The sequence below is a fragment of the Streptomyces sp. NPDC096324 genome, from assembly GCF_044763015.1.
GTDB lineage: Bacteria > Actinomycetota > Actinomycetes > Streptomycetales > Streptomycetaceae > Streptomyces.
Genome location: NZ_JBIWFK010000007.1, coordinates 170,597 through 189,570, shown reverse-complemented (window position 1 = coordinate 189,570; position 18,974 = coordinate 170,597). Strand labels below are relative to the sequence as shown.

The following is an 18,974-nucleotide window of genomic DNA, read 5'->3' as shown; positions in this document are numbered from 1 at the left end:
CGAGGCCCTTTCTCCTCATCTTCCTCACGGCGCACTTCGCCGTGAGACGGATTTGGCACCTTCCCTAGCCGGGAGCCTCGCGACGCGATCGACATCGATCGGTACGAGACCGGCTGGAGGGTTGCCGGGGCTTCATCGGGCCGTATCCCTCTGCCCCTCTGGATGAGCGGTATTTGATTGTTGAACTGTTGAACACGATACGCGCCGACGATCCAGGACATGCGATGGTCATGCGCGTTGTTCAAGACTGTAACCGAAGGCCAGGACAGTTGAGATAGTCGTCCGAACCGCGAGACGACGGCAATCGATCTGCCGCTGGCCGCAGCGGGCACGCCGATGAGAGCGTGTGATCAGACAGTGAGGAGCCGCAGACGGTGCTGAGAGAAGTCGAAAGCTGGCTGAGCACACGCTCCTGGTCCGCGACCGACCGCCCGCTCCACAGGATCATGGCAGCCAAACGCGTCACCGGGTCGACGGTGAGTGTCGTGCTGCCCGCGCTCAACGAGGAGGAGACGGTCGGCGAGATCGTCGCGATCATCCGCCACGACCTGATGCAGCAGGTGCCCCTCGTCGACGAGATCGTCGTCGTCGACTCCGGCTCGACCGACCGCACCGCCGCGGTCGCCGCCGCCGCGGGCGCGCGGGTCGTGCACCGCGACGACATCCTCCCGCGGATCCCGGCCGTGCCCGGCAAGGGCGAGGTGCTGTGGCGGTCGCTGCTCGTGACGAGCGGCGACATCGTCTGTTTCATCGACGCGGACCTCAAGGAGTTCTCGTCCGACTTCGTCTCCGGGATCGTGGGCCCGCTGCTCACCGAACCCGGCGTCGACCTGGTCAAGGCCATGTACGACCGCCCGCTGGCCGGCGGCGGCGGGCAGGGCGGCCGGGTCACCGAGCTGATGGCCCGCCCGCTCCTGAACATGCACTGGCCGCAGCTCGCGGGCTTCGTCCAGCCGCTCGGCGGCGAGTACGCGGCCCGCCGCTCGCTGCTCGAACAGCTCCCCTTCCCCGTCGGCTACGGCGTCGAACTGGGCATGCTCGTCGACGCCCTGCACCTGGTGGGCCTCGACGCCCTCGCCCAGGTCGACGTCGGGGTGCGCAAACACCGCCACCAGGACGGCCAGGCGCTCGGCCGCATGGCCGCCGCCATCTACCGCACCGCACAGCTCCGGCTGGCGCGCGGGCACCTGATCCGCCCCGCCCTCACCCAGTTCGAGCGCGACCGCGACGGTTTCCGGCCGCGCACGTACTCCGTGGACACGGAGGAAAGGCCGCCGATGAGCGAAATCTCCGAGTACCAGACGCGCAAAGCCGCGTAGTCCGGCGCCGACGGCCGCCGATCGCATACGGCCGAAGGGCGCGTTTGAGCGTTTCGAGACGGGGCTAGGTTTCGAGGCATGGCTTCAACGCACGGTGCCCACAGGATTCTGGTCGCCTCCAACCGCGGCCCGGTCACCTACGAGGTACAGGAGGACGACTCGCTGCACGCCAGACGCGGCGGCGGCGGTCTCGTCTCGGGACTCTCGGCGATCGGGCCGGACGCGGGCGCCCTCTGGGTCTGCTCCGCCCTCGGCGACGGCGACCGGGAGGCCGTCCGGCGCGGAGTCCACGAGGACGGCGTACGAATGCTGGCCATCGACGCCGCCACGCACGCCGACGCGTACAACGGCATCGCCAACTCCGTGCTGTGGTTCGTGCACCACCTGCTCTACCAGACCCCGCTGGAGCCGGTCTTCGACGCCGAGTTCCGGCGCCAGTGGGAGTCGTACCGGACCTACAACCGCGCCTTCGCCGAGGCGCTGGCCGAGGAGGCGGCCGACGGCGCGGCCGTGCTGGTCCAGGACTACCACCTGTGCCTGGTGCCCGGGATGCTCCGCGAGCTGCGCCCCGACCTGCGCATCGGTCACTTCTCCCACACCCCGTGGGCGCCCGAGGACTACTTCCGGATGCTCCCCGACGACATCCGCGCGGAGCTGATGGCGGGCATGCTCGGCGCGGACCGGGTGGCCTTCCTGACCTGGCGGTGGGCCACCGCCTTCATGCGCTGCGCGGAGGGGACCGAAGCCGGCCGCTACCGGGCCACCTGGCCCTCGGGCGGGTCCTCCCACGCGATCGAGCACCTGGACGGCGCCCGGCCACCGGTGCGCGAGACCCGCGTCGGCGTGCACGGCCTCGGCGCGGACGCCGAGTTCCTGCGCGAGCGCTCGCACCGGGCGGACGTCGGGGAACGGATGGCCGCGCTGCGCGAGGAGATCGGCGCGGACCGGCGGACGATCGTGCGCGTCGACCGGACCGAGCTGTCCAAGAACATCGTGCGGGGGCTGCTGGCGTACCGGCAGCTCCTCGACGACCACCCCGAGTGGCGCGAGCGGGTCGTCCACGTGGCGTTCGCCTACCCGTCACGGCAGGACCTCGCGGTCTACCGGGACTACACGGCCGAGGTGCAGCGCGTGGCCGACGAGATCAACTCCCGGTACGGGACGCCCGGCTGGACCCCGGTGGTCCTGCACGTGAAGGACGACTTCGCGCGCTCGCTCGCCGCCTACCGGCTCGCCGACGTCGCCCTCGTCAATCCCATCAGGGACGGCATGAACCTCGTCGCCAAGGAGATCCCGGTCGTCTCCGACGAGGGCTGCGCGCTGGTCCTGTCCCGGGAGGCCGGGGCGTACGAGGAACTGGGCGAGGACGCGATCTCCGTGAACCCGTACGACATCACCGGGACGGCGCGGGCGCTGCACGAGGCGCTCACCATGCAGCCCGGCGAACGCGCGGAGCGCACCAAACGCCTGTCCGCCGCGGCCACCGCCCTCCCCCCGGCCCAGTGGTTCCTGGACCAACTGCACGCGCTGGAGGGCTGAGGAGGAGCGTGCGGCGGTCGCGGGTCCGGCCGGTGGGTGGGTCGGGGCCGTGCCGGTGCATCAGCCCGTCGCCGTTGGATGAGGAGTGACCGTCGGTGGCGACGGGCATCGATGTACCGGCACGTCCCCTCGCGCCGGATTCCGGCTGCGGGTGCAGGGTCCAGACGGTTCCAGCCCCGGCCGGGGAAGTTTCAGCCCCTCCGGCGTTTGAGGAGCAAGGTCCGGGGCGGAGCCCCGGGTACGGGACGGGTAGGGGCGGAGGGGGCGAAACAAGCCCTGCCCCCACCCCGGCCCACCCCGGTGACGAGCCGGCCGGGTCAGGCGAGTCGGGCCGCGATGGCGGCAAGCAGCCGGACGACCCCGGCGGGCCCGTCGACCACCAGGTCGGCGCGTTCGGCCAGCTCGGCGACCTCGGAACTGCCGCTGCACACCAGAAGCCCGGGAACCCCGTCGGAGCGGAGCTTGTCGACGGCGGCGAACGCGGGCAGGTCACCCAGGTCGTCCCCCGCGTACAGCACGGCCTCGGCCCCGGCCTCCCGGACGTACTCCATGAGGGCGACGCCCTTGTCCATGCCCGGCGGGCGCAGCTCCAGGACCATGCGCCCCGGCTCGACGATCAGCCCGTGCCGGGCGGCGAGCTCACCCAGCGGCTCCCGCAACGCCTCGAACGCGGCCTGCGGATCGGCGGCACGGCGCGTGTGCACGGCGACCGCGCGGCCCTTCTCCTCGATCCAGGTGCCCTGCCAGGCGCCGATCCCGTCGAGGAACCCCGGCAGTTCGGCACGGACGGCGGCCACGCCCGGGTGCGGGGCGGGCGCGGTGACGGTGCCGCTGACCGCGTCCCAGCGCTCCGCGCCGTAGTGGCCGAGGACGACCAGGTGCTCCAGCCCCGCCACGCCCGCGAAGCCTCCGTGACGCACGGCGACACCCGCCGGGCGGCCGGTGACGACGGCGACGGAGGCGACCTTGGGAGCGAGAGCGGCGAGCACCGGGACCGCGTCGGGGTGGGCGCGGGCCCGGTCGGGGTCGGGGACGATGGGGGCGAGGGTTCCGTCGAAGTCGAGTGCGACGACCGTCCGGGCGGGGCGCGTGAGGATCGCTTCCAGAGCGTCGCGCCCGGCGGGGGTCACCGGAGTCGGCAAGGAGTCCTTGGATTCGGGGTGGCTGCCCATGGGCCGACCCTATCCGGGCGGCGCCGGACGCACCCCCCACTCCACCCGGCCGGGCGTCCCTCCCCCCTGAATGCCCGGATCCCGCCCCGCCAAGACGTTCTCTCGCCCCCTCCGCCCCTACCCGACCCGTATGGGGGCGCTGCCCCCGGGGCCCCGCTCCTCAAACGCCGGAGGGGCTGGATCCTGCCCGTGCTCAGCGTTCGTCGCGGCGGGATTCGCGGACCCGGCGGAGCCTGTTCACCGTGACGGGGTCGTGCGCGAGGGCGCGCGGGTCGTTCAGCAGGGCGTTCAGGAGCTGGTAGTAGCGGACCGGGGCCAGGCCCAGTTGTTCGCGTATGGCGCGCTCCTTGGCGCCGGGGCCGGGGAAGCCGCGGCGCTCCAGGGCGAGAATGCTCCGTTCGCGCGCGGGCAGCTCTTCCATGGACAGCACGGTAGCCCCCGGCACCGACAGACGCCGGGCCCGGGGCATCCCGGGCCCGGGGGCCGGGGGCCGGGGGCCGGGGGCCGGGGGCCGGGGGCCGGGGGCCGGGGGCCGGGGGCCGGCACGGCCCCTCCCTCAGGACCCCTCAACGCCCCACTTCGCCCCCTCTTCGCCCCCTCACCACTCCCTCCGCGCCCGCTTCGCCCCCCTCTCCGGCTCCGTCCTCGGCCCCGATCACACCCCTCCGTGGCCCCGATGGCACCCTTCCGCGGCCCCGGTCATGTCTCGGAATGCGGATACAAGGTCTCCATCCCGTGAGTGGACTAGACCTTTCCAGGGGTAAAGCGCGACACTGTCCCCCGTGAGACACGTCATCGCCCTCGATGTGGGCGGCACCGGGATGAAGGCCGCCCTCGTCGGGGTGGACACCGAGCCCTCCCCGGACCACCCCGACAGCCCGCGGCCGCGGGCATCCGGCCACCCCGCGCTGCTGTACCAGGCCCGCCGGGCGACCGGCCGTGAGCGCGGGCCCGACGCCGTCGTCGAGGACATCCTCGACTTCGCCGCCGAACTGCGCGCCTACGGCGAGGAGCACTTCGGCGAGAGCGCGCTGGCCGCCGGCGTCGCCGTCCCCGGCATCGTCGACGCGCAGAACGGCGTCGCGGTCTACGCCGCCAACCTCGGCTGGCGCGACGTCCCGCTGCGCCGGCTGCTCGGCGAACGGCTCGGCGGCATCCCCGTCGCGCTCGGGCACGACGTGCGCACCGGCGGCCTCGCGGAGGGCCGGATCGGCGCCGGACGGGGAGCGGACCGCTTCCTGTTCGTCCCGCTGGGCACCGGCATCGCGGGCGCCATCGGCATCAACGGCGGCGTCGAGGAGGGCGCGCACGGCTTCGCGGGCGAGATCGGCCACATCGTCGTACGGCCCGGCGGGTCCCCGTGCCCGTGCGGGCAGCACGGCTGTCTGGAGCGGTTCGCCTCCGCGGCGGCCGTCAGCCAGGCCTGGGCCGAGGCGTCCGGCGACCCCGCGGCGGACGCGGCGGACTGCGCCAAGGCCGTCGAGTCGGGCGACCCGAGGGCGCTGGCCGTCTGGCAGGAGGCCGTCGACGCGCTCGCCGACGGCCTGGTCACCGCGCTCACCCTGCTGGACCCGCGCACCCTGATCATCGGTGGCGGGCTCGCCGAGGCGGGGGAAACCTTGTTCACACCCCTGCGGGCCGCGGTCGAACGCCGTGTCACGTTCCAGAAACTGCCGTCCATCGTCCCCGCCGCCCTCGGGGACACCGCCGGATGCCTCGGTGCCGGGCTCCTCGCCCGGGACCTCCTGAACACCACTTCTACGACTCCCCGGAGGTAACCACCCGATGGCCCCTAGCAAGGTTCTCGCCGGCGCCCGGGTGGTGCTGCCCACCGGGATCGTGCACGACGGCCGCGTGATCATCGACGGTTCGCGGATCGCCGGCGCGGGTGCCTCCGAGACGCGACCCGACGGAGTCCACGGGGCAGCGCCCGCGGACGCGGCCGTGACGGACCTCTCCGGCCACTGGGTGGTCCCCGGCTTCGTCGACCTCCACAACCACGGTGGCGGCGGCGCGTCCTTCACCTCGGGAACCACCGAGGACGTCCTGCGGGGCATCCACACCCACCGGCTGCACGGCACCACGACCGTCGTCGCCTCGACCGTCACCGGCGACATGCACGGCCTCGCCGAGCGCGCCGGGATGCTCTCCGAACTGGTCGAGCAGGGCGACCTCGCGGGCATCCACTTCGAGGGCCCGTTCATCTCGCCGTGCCGCAAGGGCGCGCACTCCGAGGAACTGCTGCGCGACCCCGACCCCGCGGACGTCCGCAAGCTGATCGACGCGGCCCGCGGCCGGGCCAGCATGGTCACGCTCGCCCCCGAACTGCCGGGCGGCCTCGACTCCGTACGGCTGCTCGCCGAGCACGGGGTGATCGCCGCGATCGGGCACACCGACGCGACGTACGAGCAGACGAAGGCGGCCATCGACGCGGGCGCGACCGTGGCGACGCACCTGTTCAACGCGATGCCGGCGCTCGGGCACCGCACGCCGGGCCCGATCGCCGCCCTCCTGGAGGACGAGCGGATCACGGTCGAGCTGATCAACGACGGCACGCATCTGCACCCCGCCTCGCTGGAGCTGGCGTTCCATCACGCGGGTCCCGGCCGGGTCGCGTTCATCACCGACGCGATGGACGCGGCCGGTTTCGGCGACGGCCGCTACATGCTCGGCCCCCTGGAGGTCGAGGTCGCCGACGGCGTCGCCCGCCTGGTGGAGGGCGGTTCGATCGCGGGCTCCACGCTCACCCTCGACCGCGCGTTCCAGCGCGCCGTCACGGTCGACCGGCTGCCGGTCGAGGACGTCGTCACGGCTCTCTCCGTCAACCCCGCCCGCCTGCTGGGCCGGTACGACCGCGTGGGCTCCCTGGAGCCCGGCAAGGACGCGGACCTCGTGGTTCTCGACGCCGACTTCGCGCTCAAGGGCGTCATGCGCGGCGGCGAATGGGTGGTCGATCCCCAACTGGGGTGATTCATACCTTTGTTGCTTACGGCGGTTGGCCCGGGGGGACTGGGCCGACCGCCGTTGTGTTTGGCATGATCGAGCCTCCGGAAACACCGGCGGGCGTCCGACAGGCGCCCACGTCACAGAACTCTTCGGGGGAGGTCGGCCCAGGTGATCCTCACGGTCACACTGAACACCGCTCTCGACATCACCTATCGCGTGCGGTCCCTGCGCCCGCACGGCTCGCACCGGGTGAGCGAGGTGACCGAACGCCCGGGCGGCAAGGGCCTGAACGTGGGACGCGTGCTGGCCGCGCTCGGGCACGAGGTGACGGTCACCGGGTTCACGGGCGGCGCGACCGGCCGCATCGTGCGGGACCAACTGGCCGAGTCGGCCGGGGTGGTGGACGCGCTCGTCCCGGTGGAGGGACCGACGCGCCGCACGATAGCCGTGGTCGACACGACGACCGGTGACACGACCCAGCTCAACGAACCGGGACCGGCGATAACCCCCGCCGAGTGGGCGGCCTTCCAGGAGACGTACGAGCGTCTGCTGCGCTCCGCCTCGGCGGTGGCCCTGTGCGGCAGTCTGCCCCCGGGCGTCCCGGTCGGCGCCTACGCCCAACTCGTCCGCACCGCGCGCGCGTCGGCCGTCCCCGTGCTGCTGGACACCAGCGGGGAACCGCTGCGCCGGGGCGTGGCCGCCCGCCCCGACATCGTCAAACCGAACGCCGAGGAACTCGCCGAGCTGACCGGCTCCCACGACCCGCTCCAGGCCACCCGCTCGGCACGCCGGCGCGGCGCCCACACCGTCGTGGCCTCCCTGGGCGCGGAGGGACTCCTCGTCGAGAACGCGGCGGGCCGCTGGCGGGCCGCTCCCCCGCGCCGGGTCCACGGCAATCCGACGGGCGCGGGCGACTCGGCGGTCGCGGGCCTGCTGTCGGGGCTGGTCGAGAACCTGCCGTGGCCGGAGCGGCTGGCACGGGCCGTGGCCCTGTCCGCGGCGACCGTACTGGCCCCGGCCGCGGGCGAGTTCGACCGCCCGACGTACGAGGCCATGGCGGATCAGGTGGCGGTGACGAGCGAGGCGTCCGCGGCGTAGACCGTGTGACGTGATCCCCGCCGACGGACCCACGGGAGAGGGCGTCGACTTACGGAAGAGGGGCGCCACGACAGTCCCGCTGTCGTGACGCCCCTCGACGTTCGTCTACCGGCCGTGGGCTACTTCCACCCGGATTCCAACCAGAACTGGTCGAAGTTCGCGTCGCACTGGTTGCCCTCCCCGCAGGAGATCTGAATCGTGTTGGTGCCCTTGTTGAGCGTGATGTCCGCCCAGGTGTTGGTCCAGCCCTTCTCATAGTCGCCCTCCGCCGCGTGGGCGAAGTTCTTCATGTTGAGGGGGCGGTCCTGGGCCGTGCCGTTGACCGTGAGCGTGGCGTTGGCGTCCTTGCCGGGCACGCCGTAGTTGATGTTCAGCGTGTACTTGCCGGCCTTCTCGATGCCGCTGACGTTCCAGACGACCGAAGCGCCGACGTGGTTGAAGCCCGTGACGTAGACCCCGCCGTCCGCCTTGGCGCCCTTGATGTCGGACGCCGTCGTGACGCCCGCGCCCAGGTTCAGCGCCTTCGCGTCGAGCTTGGGGAGATCCTTGGGCTTGTCGGCGCCCTTCGTCTCCTCCTGGGTCGGCGCCGCGCTCTGGGAGGCCGTCGGGGTCGTGCCCGCCTGGTCGCCGCCCTTGTCGTCGTCACCGCCGCCCGTCATGGCGATGGCGATGCCGATCACCACGGCGGCGACCACGGCGATCGCGCCGATGAGGAGACCCTTGGTGTTCGGGCCGCTCCCGCGCCCGCCGCCGTCGCCGTGACCGGGCATCGGCGTCCGCGCGGTCTGCGCGCCGCCGGGAACGGTCTCGGGGGCTCCGTAGTGCGCGTTCGGCTGGCTGTAGCCGCCCTGCTGCGGCACCTGGCCGTACGGGGTGGTGGCCTGCTGACCGTAGGCGCTCTGAGCGGTCTGCTGGCCGTACTTGCGCTCGCCGACCGCCCGCACCCGGTTGACCGAGCCCGGGTAGCCGTAGCCACCGCCTCCAGAGGGCGGCGTGGCTCCGTTGGCCTGACCGTCGGCGTAGAGATAGCCGAACGGGTCGTCGTCCTCGGGCGTGCTCGCGCCGTTGTTGCCGGGCGTCATCCCTTGGTCTCCTCAGCGGGTGCGGTTCTGACTCAGTACACGAATGAATGGCGAGCCTACCCGGTTTCGCTGGGCCGAACGGGGGTCCTTCACCGCATCGATGCACTGACCTGCGTGTTATCCCGCACGCCGGTGCTGTTTGGGACGAGAACGTTTCTCGACGTACATCCGCTCGTCAGCGGATTTCAACACCTCGTCCGCCGTCATTCCGCAGTGGGCCCACCCGATGCCGAAGCTGGCGCCCACGCGGACGGCCCGTCCATCGACCCTGATGGGAGGAATGATCGCGTTCCTCAGGCGTACGGCGAGGTCCTGGGCGTCCGCCCGGCCGAGACCGTCGGCGAGCACCACGAACTCGTCTCCGCCGAGCCGGGCCACCGTGTCGCCGTCCCTGACCCCGTGGGTGAGCCGGCGGGCGACCTCGATGAGAACCTCGTCACCCGCGTTGTGCCCGAACCGGTCGTTGATCGACTTGAAACCGTCGAGGTCGCAGAACAGCACCGCGAGCCCCTTGGTGCCGTCGTCGGTCTCGCCCTCGGGGGCGACGGTGTGCACATGGTGGTCGAAGGCCTCGAACGCCTCGGCACCGGCCCGGAAGTCGAAGCCGTGGCCGTTCCCGTCGTAGGCGGGGTGGCCGGTGTCGTCGTACTCGCCGGACATCGGGTCCGCGAAGTCCCCGTGGCCGTACGCGGCGTCCAGCGAGGCGACCACGCCGGGCGGCAGGGACGCCGGGCGCCGGCACAGCCGGGCGCCGAGCCGGGAGCGCAGCTCGGCGGAGTTCGGCAGCCCGGTGAGCGCGTCGTGCGAGGCGCGGTGCGCGAGCTGGAGCTCCCGGCGCTTGCGGTCCTCTATGTCCTCGACGTGGGTGAGCAGGAAGCGCGGGCCGTCGGCGGCGTCCGCGACGACGGAGTTGCGCAGGTGGACCCAGACGTAGGTGCCGTCGCGGCGCCCGAGCCGCAGCTCGGCCCGGCCGCCCTCGGCGGAGGTCCGCAGCAGGGTGCCGATGTCCTCGGGGTGCACGAGGTCGGAGAAGGAGTAACGGCGCATCGCGGAGGCGGGCCGGCCGAGGAGCCGGCACAGGGCGTCGTTGGTGCGCAGGATGCGGCCGTGCTGGTCGCCGCCCATCTCGGCGATGGCCATGCCGGAGGGGGCGTACTCGAAGGCCTGCCGGAAGGACTCCTCGCTGGCGCGCAGGGCCTGCTGCTCACGTTCCAGGCGGACCAGGGCGCGCTGCATATTCGCGCGTAGACGAGCATTGCTGATCGCGATGGCGGCCTGGAAGGCGTACATCTGGAGGGCTTCGCGGCCCCAGGCGCCCGGCTTGCGGCCGTTGCGCGGCCGGTCCACCGACAGCACGCCGATCAGCTCGCCGTGGCCGCCGCCGGGGTTGCCGCCGCTGCCGGAGACGCTCGGGGTGTACAGCGGCGCGAAGAGGCGGTCGGAGGGGTGCCACTCGTCCTCGAAGCGGGGCGCGGGACCGTCGGTGTACCACTGCGGCACATCGTCCTCGTCCAGGACCCAGCCCTCGGTGTGCGGTATGAACCGCAGGTCGCCCCAGGCCTCGCCCATGGTGAGGCGGCGGTCCCAGGAGGTGCGGGAGCCGACACGGCCGGTGATGAGGGCTTCGGCGGCCGGGTTCCCGGCGAGGGCGGCGACGACGAGGTCGCCGTCGGGGCGTACGAGATTGACGCACGCCAGCTCGTAGCCGAGCCCGGTGACGACGCCGTCGGCGACGGTCTGCAGCGTGTCCGCCAGGCTGCGCGCGGTGTTCATGTCCGCCATCACCTGATGAAGCTGCCTCAGGGTCGCAAGACGGACGTAGGGCTCCGACTCGGTCTCCATTCGCCCTCCCCTCGAGACCTCGCAGCAACTCCAGGGTTCCCTCGGCGTACTGGGTGCTCTTACGGTTCCGTGCTGACTGCCCGGCGCTCTCCCGCGAACCCCTTCACGCCGTACTGCTTGGTAGCTTCCCCGCTCAACGCCTCCGCCACTGAATCACAGCGCGCTCCCCACTCGGTACACAGGGTCAACAAAATATGGCTCCTGTGACTCAAGTCACAGCGGAACCTGAGCAATTGAGTGGAGTTTCTGCATTTCAGTGTGCGTTTGCCGAATGCATTATTCGACGACTGTGCAGAACCTGTGCACTCCCCGTGCCCACCGAAGGAGTACGGACGAGGGTACGGCCTCTCCCTCCGTCCCGGGACCTAGGTCCCGGATCGGGCCGAGGTCCGATGCGGCGCCCGCGGTGCGGAGACTAGCGTTTCGGCGTGCTCACGACTTCCCCAGCCCTCCCCGCCACCCCGTCCGTGCATGCTGAGGGGGTGAGCAACGACGAGTTCCGCGCCGCCATGACCCGGCTGGCCGCGGGTGTGGTCCTGGTGACCGCCCACGAGCCCGCGCTGGCCCCGGACGGGCCGCGCGGCGAGGACATCGGCATGACCGCGACCGCGTTCATGTCCGTCTCCCTGGACCCGCCGCTCGTCCTGGTCAGCCTGCGCGAGGGGTCCCGGATGGACGACCTGCTCGACGAGCAGCCGCTGTGGGGCGTCTCCGTGCTCGCGGAGAGCCAGCGCCACATCGCCGGCCGGTTCTCCATGAAGGGCCGCATCAGCGACCGGCTCCTCTTCGAGGACATCCCGTACGTACGCGGCGAGGCGTCCGGCGCCCTCCTGGTGGGCGGCGCCCTGGCCACCCTGGAGTGCAGCACCGAGCAGCGGATCCCCGCGGGCGACCACACCCTCGTCATCGGCCGTGTCCTGACGGCCCGGGTGCCGAGCGCGGACGGCGGGCCCCTGACGTACTTCAAGGGCCGCTACCGGCAGCTCGGCTGAGACAGGCCGGAACGGGGCCCGGCGGCCCCCACGACGGCCGCCGGCGGGCCACAAGCAGGGGATGCGGGGCGCCCGGTGAGGGTCTAGCCCCAGTCGCGGCCCGTGCGGCCGCGCTTGGTCTCGGAGCGGGCCTTCTTCTCCCGCAGCCGGCGTTCGTTGATGCCCCGGGGGATGCGGGTGGCGCGGCGCGGCCTGGGCGGCGGCGCGGTCGCCTCGGCGAGAAGGGAGGCGAGGCGCACGGCCGCCGTCTCACGGTTGCGCCACTGGGAGCGGTGCTCGGAGGAGCGCACGCTGATGACGCCGTCGACGAGACGGCCCTCCAGCTTCGCGAGGGCACGCTCCTTCCACACGGGCGGCAACGCCTCGGTGTTCGCGAGGTCGAAGCGGAGCTCGACCTGCGAGTCGCTGGTGTTCACGTGCTGCCCGCCCGGCCCGCCGGAGCGCGAGAAACGCCACATGAGCTCGGCCTCGGGCAGGGAGACGGAGCCGCGGATGACATAGGGACCGGACATGTGTTCATGGTCGCCCGCCCGGCCGGTCCGCGTCACCCGGTTTTCGGCACCTGTCGGAGTGAACATCGGCCCGTGTCGGGGTGAAGAGGGGAGTCTCGGTAAAAAAGGTAAAGACAGACGGAACCTCGGGTACCCCCCTTGGCGTTCATAGGGGTGACGGTAGCTTCGTCCCCAGTACGAAGCCCGTACGTCACGAGGGAAGGGACTCCCAACAATGGCTGTAAGCCTGTCCAAGGGTGGCAACGTCTCGCTCACCAAGGAGGCTCCGGGCCTGACCGCCGTCACCGTGGGCCTCGGCTGGGATGTCCGCACCACCACGGGCACCGACTTCGACCTCGACGCCTCGGCCATCGCGGTCAACCCCCAGGGCAAGGTCTACTCGGACGCCCACTTCGTGTTCTTCAACAACAAGCAGACCCCGGACCAGACCATCGTCCACACCGGCGACAACCGCACGGGTGAGGGCGCCGGCGACGACGAGGCGATCAACGTCAACCTGGCGGGCCTCCCCGCCGACGTCGAGAAGATCGTCTTCCCGGTCTCGATCTACGACGCGGAGAACCGCTCGCAGAACTTCGGCCAGGTCCGCAACGCCTACATCCGCATCGTGAACCAGGCCGGCGGCGCCGAGATCGCCCGCTACGACCTCTCCGAGGACGCGGCCACCGAGACCGCCATGGTCTTCGGCGAGCTCTACCGCAACGGCGCGGAGTGGAAGTTCCGCGCGGTCGGCCAGGGCTACGCCTCGGGCCTCGTCGGTATCGCGCAGGACTTCGGCGTCAGCGTCTGACGGCCGAGCGCGCAGGCGCACTTCGAGAGGAGCCCCCGGACCGCGGTTCGCCCGGGGGCTCCTCTCGTGCGCTCACGGGTGGGCGGGCTTCCCCTCCCCGTACAGCCAGTTCTTCCAGATCCCGCCGAAGTCCTTGTCCGGAGCGGCCTTCTCGACGTACGCGGTGAACTCGGCCGTGTCCGCGTTCGCGTGCCGATGGGTGGCGGCCCAGCCCTGGACGATGTCGTAGAAGGTGTCGTCGCCCACGAGTTGGCGGATCTTGTGCAGGACCATCGCGCCGCGGTAGTAGACGGGCGGGTCGGAGATCTGCGCCGCGCCGGGCGGGTTCGCGGGCGGGAAGGCCCAGACCTCGCCGCTGTCGACCGGTTCGTAGTAGTCGCCCCGGTAGAGGGAGTTGAAGATCTTCTCGGCCGAGTCGCCGCCGTGGTCCTCCTGCCACAGCCACTCCGCGTAGGTGGCGAACCCCTCGTTGAGCCACATGTCCCGCCAGGACTTCGGGGTGACCGAGTCGCCGAACCACTGGTGGGCCAGTTCGTGGACCAGGGTCCCGGTGTCGGGGGCGCCGGGGAAGACGGGGCGCGTCTGGGTCTCCAGGGCGTAGCCCACGTCGTCGGGGCGGTCCACGATCGCGCCGGTGGAGGAGAAGGGGTACGGGCCGAAGTTGTACTCCTCCCAGTCCATGATCTCGGGGATCCGCCCCAGCACCTTCGCGCTCGCCTGCTTCTGGGTCGGGTCCACCGCCACGTCGACCGGCAGTCCGTTCCTCGCCGTCGAGCGGGTGATGTCGTACCGGCCGATCGCGAGCGTCGCCACATAGCTCGCCATCGGTTCGGCGGTGTGCCAGGCGTAGGTCGTCCTGCCGTCCTTGGTGGACTCGCTCGTCAACTCGCCGTTGGAGATGGCCTGGACGCCCTTCGGGACGGTGATCCTGACGTCGTACGCCGCCTTGTCGGAGGGGTGGTGGTCGCCGGGGAACCAGGTCATCGAACCCGTGGGCTCGCCGAGGCCGAGGGCGCCGTCGGCCGTGCGCAGCCAGCCCTCCTTGGAGGCGTCGGCGTCGGTGATCGTCCGGGGGGTCCCGGAGTAGCGGACGGTCGTGCTGAACGTCTCGCCCTTGTCGAGGTCGTCCCGCGGGCGCACGGTCAGCTCCTGGCCCGCCCGGCTCCAGCCGGCGCCGCGGCCCTCGACGGTGACGTCGGAGACGTGCAGCCCCAGCAGGTCGAGATGGAAGGCGCTGAGGTCCTGCAGGGCCCGCGCGGTGATCTCGGCCGTGCCCGTCAGCCGCTTGCGCTCGGGGTCGTAGGACAGGGTGAGTCCGTAGTGCGTGACGTCGTACCCGCCGTTGCCCATCTTCGGGAAGTACGGGTCGCCGGCACCGGCCGCGCCGGGTTTCCCGTGCACGCCGTCCCCGCCGCAGGCGGTGAGCCCGGCGACGAGCGCGAGAGCCAGGACAAAGGGGACGGTGGCGGAAGATCGGGGCACATCCGCGATCCTAGGCCGCGGGGTCGCGCCGCGCGGGGTGTGCGGGGGCCTGACGTCCCCAACGCCCCCGGCCGGGCCGGAAACAGCCGCCAGGCGATCCCGGTCGGCCGGAAACCACCGCCCCGGCCCTCCCGCCGACCGGGCCGGGGCAGCCGTCGAACGGCCCTCGGACGGCGGGAAGCGGACGGCCCCGGGCGGACGGAAACAGGTGCCCGGGACGGACGGGATGCGGTCGGCCCCGGGCGGACGGAAACAGGTGCCCGGGACGGACGGGATGCGGTCGGCCTCGGACTGACGGCAGACAGGCGGCCCCGGACGCACGGGAGACAGGCGACCCCGGAGGTGCGGGAGCGGGCGACCCCGGACGCACGAGAGCGGGCGACCCCGGACGCACGAGAGCGGGCGACCCCGGACGCACGAGAGCGGGCGGCCCCGGACGCACGAGAGCGGGCGACCCCGGACGCACGGGAAGCGGGCGGCTCCGGCGTGACACCATCACCTCGTGCTCGACATCGGCTACGCCCTCTCCAACCGCTTCCCGGACCCCCCGCAGACCGACTACCGCCGCGCGGACGTCCACGCGCTGCGGCACGACCTGTTCTGCGGGGACGTGTACCTCGCCGACACCAAGACGGACCGGGAGGTGTCCACGGGCTGGGGCTGGGTGCCGGTGCTCGACTTCGCGTGGGCGCTGTGCGACATCGTGGAGCAGCTCGACCGCGACCCGATGGGCAGCCGGGCCTCCCGGCCCCAGCAGGCGGAGCTGGACTTCACGGAGTCCACCGACCGCATGCTCTTCGAGCGCCGCTTCGGCTGGGTGGACATCGAGGCCGACTGGATGCCGGGCGACGAGGAGCCGCTGACCTTCTCCCACACCGAGCTCCGCCGCGAGGCCCGCGACTTCCTGCACGACCTGCTCGCGGACCTCACCGACCTGCACGAGGACCTCGCCGAGAACCCCGCGATCTGGACACTCCAGGCCCGCTTCCCCCGCGTCTCCTAAGCAGGCCCGGCCAAGTGCCCCTCGGTCACGTGGACGGACCGTTGCGGTTGGTGACGGCCTTCGGCGGTGGCACCGGAACGGCCGAGGGTGTCGCCACCGCGGACGTGCTGGAGGTCACCGCACCCGGTGACCGCAGGGAGGCCACGCTCGTCAGGGCCGGCGAGCCGGACGTCGGGAGCGGGTTCATGGCGTAGGTGTCGGCGGACAGGCTCGTGTCGCTGTTGCCCTGCCGTGCGCTGACGTCGGCGCTCGTGGCCGGCGATTCGGTGTACGGCAGGAAGTTCTGCTGCGTGGGGCGGTGGGTGAAGCTGGTCAGCCCACCCGCGGCGGTGAACGCCGCTCCCAGGGTCGTGAGCCGTTGCAACTGCTCACGCGTCCGCTCGGGCTCGGCCGCCTTCGCGCTCATCACCGTTCCGGCGACGGAAGCCAGGCTGCCCGCCACGCTGGTCGCGGCCCCCAGCCGGTTGGTACCGGGGTCGCTGTAGGCCTTGTAGGCGGCGTGGCCCATGTTGCCCACGGCTTCGACCGCAGCGAGATAGGTCGACGCCTTCTGAAGGTTGGCCGACGTGGCGCCCTCGGTGTAGGTCGAGGCGACCTGGGTGGCGAGGGGGAGGGCCTTCGCCGCGAACGAGAGGATCGGCTCCGCCTTCGTCTTGAGCCATGCCCCCGCGGCCTGGCTGTAGTTGTAGATCTGTCCGGACATCCCCTGCGCCACGAACTGCGGGGGTACGAGGTCGCCGTCCTGGAAGTAGATGCCGTGTTCCCGCTCGGGGTGGATCGGCTCGGGGAGCTCGGTCATGTTCGGCGGAGCGGGGGCGGTGATGGGCAGAACGCCGGGTTCGCCCTGACCGTTGATGGTGGCGGCGACGAAGGGGACATCGGTGACACTGGTGGCCGACGCGTTCGAACCCTCGTTGTCCGAACCCGAGGCGTTCTGCGCCTCCATGTCCCGGTCCCGCGTCTTCTTCTTGGGTGGCATCCGAGAATTCCTTCCGTGTGCCGGGGCCCTGTGTAGGGAGCACAACGGACCCGCGGCCGCGCCGGTTCACCGTTTTCCACGAGTCGGCGGACCGGTGGCCCCTGCCGTGGATCCGGCAGGGGCACGGGACGTCAGCCCTCCACCCTGACCCCCAGCGCCGCCGCCAGCACCGGTGCGAGGTCCAGGAGTTGGTGGGTGTTGATGACCGCGCCCGCGAGCCGGTCCACTCCGCGCGCGATGTCGAACTCCGCCGCCGCGCGCAGGTCCACGTCCACGAGGGTGGCCTCGGTGAGGTCCGCCCCCTTCAGGACGCAGTCCACGAACTCCACCCGCTCCAGGCGGGCGCCGCCGAAGTCCGGCTCGACCAGGACACAGCCCTCGAAGACGACGTCCTTGAGTCTCGCCTTTCGCAGATTCAGATAGTCGATCTTCCCGCCGCGCACGACCACCCGCTCCAGGACGGAGCCGTGGAGCTGCACCCCGCCGAGGCGGGCGTCGATCAGCTCGACGTCGCGCAGCGTCGACTCCGCGAGATCGGTGCCGACCCCCCGGATGCCCGTGAGGACCGAGTCCAGCACGCGCGCGTGGTGCAGCCGCGTCTCGTCGAGCGCGCAGCCCGTCAGCGCGCAGTCCATGAAGCGGGCTCCCCCGCCGTCCTGCCCGGCGAAGTCCGCGTCCCGGAACTCCAGCCCGTCGTAGTCGCCGTCCGGCTCCAGCTCCGCCCCGTCGTAGGGCTCCAGCGGGGGCAGCCGCAGCTCCGGCCGCCGTGCCGCCCTCGGCCCCGCCCCCGGCGCCTTCGCACCCGTCCCGCCGCGTCCGCCCGCCACTCTCCTCGCCATGCCCCCATCCTGCCCGCCCCCACCGACATCGGGCGCCGGACCGCGACGCCGGGTGCCGTGGCCTGCGAGAACGCCCCGCATGTCACATTCCCGGCCCGCGTCCCGTCGTAGTCACGGAAAGGCCTGTCGTCACAGCACCGCCGCGCCTCCGGGAGCGGGACAGCCGACACCGAGCAGAGGAGACCTCCAGCCATGCACCGCATCACCGTCATCGGCGGCGGCTTCGCCGGACTCACCGCCGCCATCACCGCCGCCGAGGCGGGCGCCGAGGTCACCGTGTACGAGGCCCACCACACCCTCGGCGGACGGGCCAGGACCGCCGAGGGGCCGTACCGGACGAACGAGGGACCGCACGCCCTCTACAGCGCGGGCCCGCACTGGACCTGGCTCGCCCAGCGGGACCTGGTCGGGGCGCTCGCCCCGATCCCGCCCCTGGAGGCCGCCCGGCTGCGGCTGCGGCACAAGGGCGTGCTGCGCCGCACCCCGCCCTTCGCGATGCTGAAACTGCTGCGACGCTCCTGCCAGCAGGCCCCGGCGGACGTCGACTTCCTGACCTGGGCGACCGGACAGGCCGGGGAGGAGGGCGCGCGGGCCGCGGCCCACTACTCGGCCGTCGCCCTCTTCCACCACGATCCCGGTTCGCTGTCGGCGGCGTTCGTGCAACAGCGGCTGCGCCGGGCCATGAAGGTGCCGACGGAGGTGCACTGCCCCCGGGGCGGCTGGGCCAACGTCATCGACCGGATGGCGGGGCGGGCGTGGAACCTCGGCGTGCGGATGGAGACGCTGGCCCGGGTGGACACCGTCCCCGCCGGCCGGGGTCCGGTCGTCGTCGCCACCTCGCTCGACTCGGCCCGCCGTCTGTTGAAGGACGACTCGCTGACCTGGCCGAGCGGCCGTACGGCCCTCGTCGACCTGGCGCTGCGCACCCGCCGCGGGGACGCGTTCGCCGTCTCCGACCTGGACGCCCCGGGCTGGATCGAGCGTTTCACCGCCCGGGACCGCACCCTCGCCCCGGCCGGTGAGCAGCTCCTCCAGGGGCAGATCCCGATCGCCCCGGGAGAGACCGGGGCGCACGGCGCCGCCCGTGCCGAGCGGTTGCTCGACCTCGCCTTCGAGGGCTGGCGCGAGCGGGTCACCTGGCGGCGTACGAGCGTGGCGAACGGCCGTACGGGCGCGGTCGACCTGCCCGGTACGACCTGGCGGGACCGTCCGCGCATCGACCGGGGGGACGGCGTCTATCTCGTGGGCGACCAGGTCGCGGCTCCCGGGGTGCTCTCGGAGGTGTCCTTCAACAGCGCGATGGAGGCCGTGTCGCTGGCCCTGGGCATCCGGGAGCGCCTTGACCTCAAGCGAGCTTGAGGTTGAACCCTGGTAACGCG

At 72.3% G+C, this 18,974-nt stretch carries 17 protein-coding genes and 1 riboswitch; of the genes, 9 read left to right on the top strand and 8 right to left on the bottom strand.

Annotated elements, in window-relative coordinates; all coding sequences use genetic code 11:
• Window positions 1-12: 12 nt before the first annotated feature.
• Window positions 13-169, bottom strand: a riboswitch (SAM riboswitch).
• A gap of 205 nt (window positions 170-374) precedes the next feature.
• Together ACIQ7M_RS20745 and ACIQ7M_RS20740 are read left to right on the top strand one after the other, a co-directional pair.
• Window positions 375-1,319 carry a glucosyl-3-phosphoglycerate synthase gene (locus ACIQ7M_RS20745; protein WP_355766817.1) on the top strand — a complete coding sequence of 315 codons (945 nt, stop codon included), beginning with the start codon at window positions 375-377 and terminating at the stop codon, window positions 1,317-1,319.
• Between the two features lie 78 nt (window positions 1,320-1,397).
• Complete coding sequence (locus tag ACIQ7M_RS20740) at window positions 1,398-2,858, top strand: trehalose-6-phosphate synthase (RefSeq protein WP_403646284.1); 1,461 nt, start codon at window positions 1,398-1,400, stop codon at window positions 2,856-2,858.
• Between the two features lie 317 nt (window positions 2,859-3,175).
• Here the strand turns inward: ACIQ7M_RS20740 and otsB are convergent, their stop codons facing one another.
• Window positions 3,176-4,030 (bottom strand): trehalose-phosphatase, encoded by an 855-nt coding sequence (gene otsB, locus ACIQ7M_RS20735; RefSeq protein WP_403646281.1) that lies wholly within the window; start codon window positions 4,028-4,030, stop codon window positions 3,176-3,178.
• Between the two features lie 193 nt (window positions 4,031-4,223).
• Window positions 4,224-4,451, bottom strand: a complete 228-nt coding sequence (locus ACIQ7M_RS20730; RefSeq protein WP_261701885.1) for a DUF3263 domain-containing protein — start codon at window positions 4,449-4,451, stop codon at window positions 4,224-4,226.
• A 361-nt stretch (window positions 4,452-4,812) separates the two neighbouring features.
• On the opposite strand from ACIQ7M_RS20730, the gene ACIQ7M_RS20725 reads away from it, so the two are divergent.
• From ACIQ7M_RS20725 to ACIQ7M_RS20715, 3 genes are all read left to right on the top strand, one after another.
• Window positions 4,813-5,808: an ROK family protein gene (locus tag ACIQ7M_RS20725; RefSeq protein WP_403646277.1), complete on the top strand. Its 996-nt coding sequence runs from the start codon at window positions 4,813-4,815 to the stop codon at window positions 5,806-5,808.
• Window positions 5,809-5,815: 7 nt separating this feature from the next.
• Entirely contained in the window at window positions 5,816-7,000 is a 1,185-nt protein-coding gene (gene nagA, locus ACIQ7M_RS20720) for an N-acetylglucosamine-6-phosphate deacetylase (RefSeq protein ID WP_355775352.1), read from the top strand.
• 144 nt (window positions 7,001-7,144) lie between these two features.
• On the top strand, window positions 7,145-8,074 hold the full coding sequence (locus ACIQ7M_RS20715) for a 1-phosphofructokinase family hexose kinase (RefSeq protein ID WP_403646274.1): 930 nt from the start codon (window positions 7,145-7,147) through the stop codon (window positions 8,072-8,074).
• Window positions 8,075-8,193: 119 nt separating this feature from the next.
• On the opposite strand, the gene ACIQ7M_RS20710 is transcribed toward ACIQ7M_RS20715, so the two are convergent.
• Together ACIQ7M_RS20710 and cdgB are read right to left on the bottom strand one after the other, a co-directional pair.
• Window positions 8,194-9,156 (bottom strand): CBM35 domain-containing protein, encoded by a 963-nt coding sequence (locus ACIQ7M_RS20710; RefSeq protein WP_386985872.1) that lies wholly within the window; start codon window positions 9,154-9,156, stop codon window positions 8,194-8,196.
• Window positions 9,157-9,273: 117 nt separating this feature from the next.
• Window positions 9,274-10,998 (bottom strand): diguanylate cyclase CdgB, encoded by a 1,725-nt coding sequence (gene cdgB, locus ACIQ7M_RS20705; protein WP_355763257.1) that lies wholly within the window; start codon window positions 10,996-10,998, stop codon window positions 9,274-9,276.
• 509 nt (window positions 10,999-11,507) lie between these two features.
• Here cdgB and ACIQ7M_RS20700 point away from each other — a divergent pair.
• The gene (locus ACIQ7M_RS20700) at window positions 11,508-11,990 is read left to right on the top strand and encodes a flavin reductase family protein (RefSeq protein ID WP_355763358.1); all 483 of its coding nucleotides are present in this window, start codon (window positions 11,508-11,510) and stop codon (window positions 11,988-11,990) included.
• Window positions 11,991-12,073: 83 nt separating this feature from the next.
• Here the strand turns inward: ACIQ7M_RS20700 and arfB are convergent, their stop codons facing one another.
• Window positions 12,074-12,502 carry an alternative ribosome rescue aminoacyl-tRNA hydrolase ArfB gene (gene arfB, locus ACIQ7M_RS20695; RefSeq protein WP_355763260.1) on the bottom strand — a complete coding sequence of 143 codons (429 nt, stop codon included), beginning with the start codon at window positions 12,500-12,502 and terminating at the stop codon, window positions 12,074-12,076.
• 214 nt (window positions 12,503-12,716) lie between these two features.
• Between arfB and ACIQ7M_RS20690 the strand changes: the two genes are divergently transcribed.
• Window positions 12,717-13,292 (top strand): TerD family protein, encoded by a 576-nt coding sequence (locus ACIQ7M_RS20690; RefSeq protein ID WP_266399397.1) that lies wholly within the window; start codon window positions 12,717-12,719, stop codon window positions 13,290-13,292.
• 72 nt (window positions 13,293-13,364) lie between these two features.
• Here ACIQ7M_RS20690 and ACIQ7M_RS20685 read toward each other — a convergent pair whose 3' ends face one another.
• Window positions 13,365-14,774, bottom strand: a complete 1,410-nt coding sequence (locus tag ACIQ7M_RS20685; protein ID WP_403646269.1) for a M1 family metallopeptidase — start codon at window positions 14,772-14,774, stop codon at window positions 13,365-13,367.
• 502 nt (window positions 14,775-15,276) lie between these two features.
• Here ACIQ7M_RS20685 and ACIQ7M_RS20680 point away from each other — a divergent pair.
• Window positions 15,277-15,777 carry a hypothetical protein gene (locus ACIQ7M_RS20680; protein ID WP_355763266.1) on the top strand — a complete coding sequence of 167 codons (501 nt, stop codon included), beginning with the start codon at window positions 15,277-15,279 and terminating at the stop codon, window positions 15,775-15,777.
• A gap of 25 nt (window positions 15,778-15,802) precedes the next feature.
• Here the strand turns inward: ACIQ7M_RS20680 and ACIQ7M_RS20675 are convergent, their stop codons facing one another.
• Window positions 15,803-16,756 (bottom strand): hypothetical protein, encoded by a 954-nt coding sequence (locus tag ACIQ7M_RS20675; protein ID WP_403646266.1) that lies wholly within the window; start codon window positions 16,754-16,756, stop codon window positions 15,803-15,805.
• A 131-nt stretch (window positions 16,757-16,887) separates the two neighbouring features.
• On the bottom strand, window positions 16,888-17,595 hold the full coding sequence (locus ACIQ7M_RS20670; RefSeq protein WP_403646263.1) for a pentapeptide repeat-containing protein: 708 nt from the start codon (window positions 17,593-17,595) through the stop codon (window positions 16,888-16,890).
• A 192-nt stretch (window positions 17,596-17,787) separates the two neighbouring features.
• Between ACIQ7M_RS20670 and ACIQ7M_RS20665 the strand changes: the two genes are divergently transcribed.
• Complete coding sequence (locus ACIQ7M_RS20665) at window positions 17,788-18,954, top strand: NAD(P)-binding protein (protein WP_403646260.1); 1,167 nt, start codon at window positions 17,788-17,790, stop codon at window positions 18,952-18,954.
• Window positions 18,955-18,974: the final 20 nt, after the last annotated feature.

Excerpts from the sequence above, each read along its gene's own strand:
- ACIQ7M_RS20740 (WP_403646284.1), top strand. The coding sequence starts at position 1,398 with ATGGCTTCAACGCACGGTGCCCACAGGATTCTGGTCGCCTCCAACCGC.
- otsB (WP_403646281.1), bottom strand. The coding sequence starts at position 4,030 with ATGGGCAGCCACCCCGAATCCAAGGACTCCTTGCCGACTCCGGTGACC.
- ACIQ7M_RS20730 (WP_261701885.1), bottom strand. The coding sequence starts at position 4,451 with ATGGAAGAGCTGCCCGCGCGCGAACGGAGCATTCTCGCCCTGGAGCGC.
- nagA (WP_355775352.1), top strand. The coding sequence starts at position 5,816 with ATGGCCCCTAGCAAGGTTCTCGCCGGCGCCCGGGTGGTGCTGCCCACC.
- ACIQ7M_RS20710 (WP_386985872.1), bottom strand. The coding sequence starts at position 9,156 with ATGACGCCCGGCAACAACGGCGCGAGCACGCCCGAGGACGACGACCCG.
- cdgB (WP_355763257.1), bottom strand. The coding sequence starts at position 10,998 with ATGGAGACCGAGTCGGAGCCCTACGTCCGTCTTGCGACCCTGAGGCAG.
- ACIQ7M_RS20700 (WP_355763358.1), top strand. The coding sequence starts at position 11,508 with ATGACCCGGCTGGCCGCGGGTGTGGTCCTGGTGACCGCCCACGAGCCC.
- arfB (WP_355763260.1), bottom strand. The coding sequence starts at position 12,502 with ATGTCCGGTCCCTATGTCATCCGCGGCTCCGTCTCCCTGCCCGAGGCC.
- ACIQ7M_RS20690 (WP_266399397.1), top strand. The coding sequence starts at position 12,717 with ATGGCTGTAAGCCTGTCCAAGGGTGGCAACGTCTCGCTCACCAAGGAG.
- ACIQ7M_RS20675 (WP_403646266.1), bottom strand. The coding sequence starts at position 16,756 with ATGCCACCCAAGAAGAAGACGCGGGACCGGGACATGGAGGCGCAGAAC.
- ACIQ7M_RS20670 (WP_403646263.1), bottom strand. The coding sequence starts at position 17,595 with ATGGCGAGGAGAGTGGCGGGCGGACGCGGCGGGACGGGTGCGAAGGCG.
- ACIQ7M_RS20665 (WP_403646260.1), top strand. The coding sequence starts at position 17,788 with ATGCACCGCATCACCGTCATCGGCGGCGGCTTCGCCGGACTCACCGCC.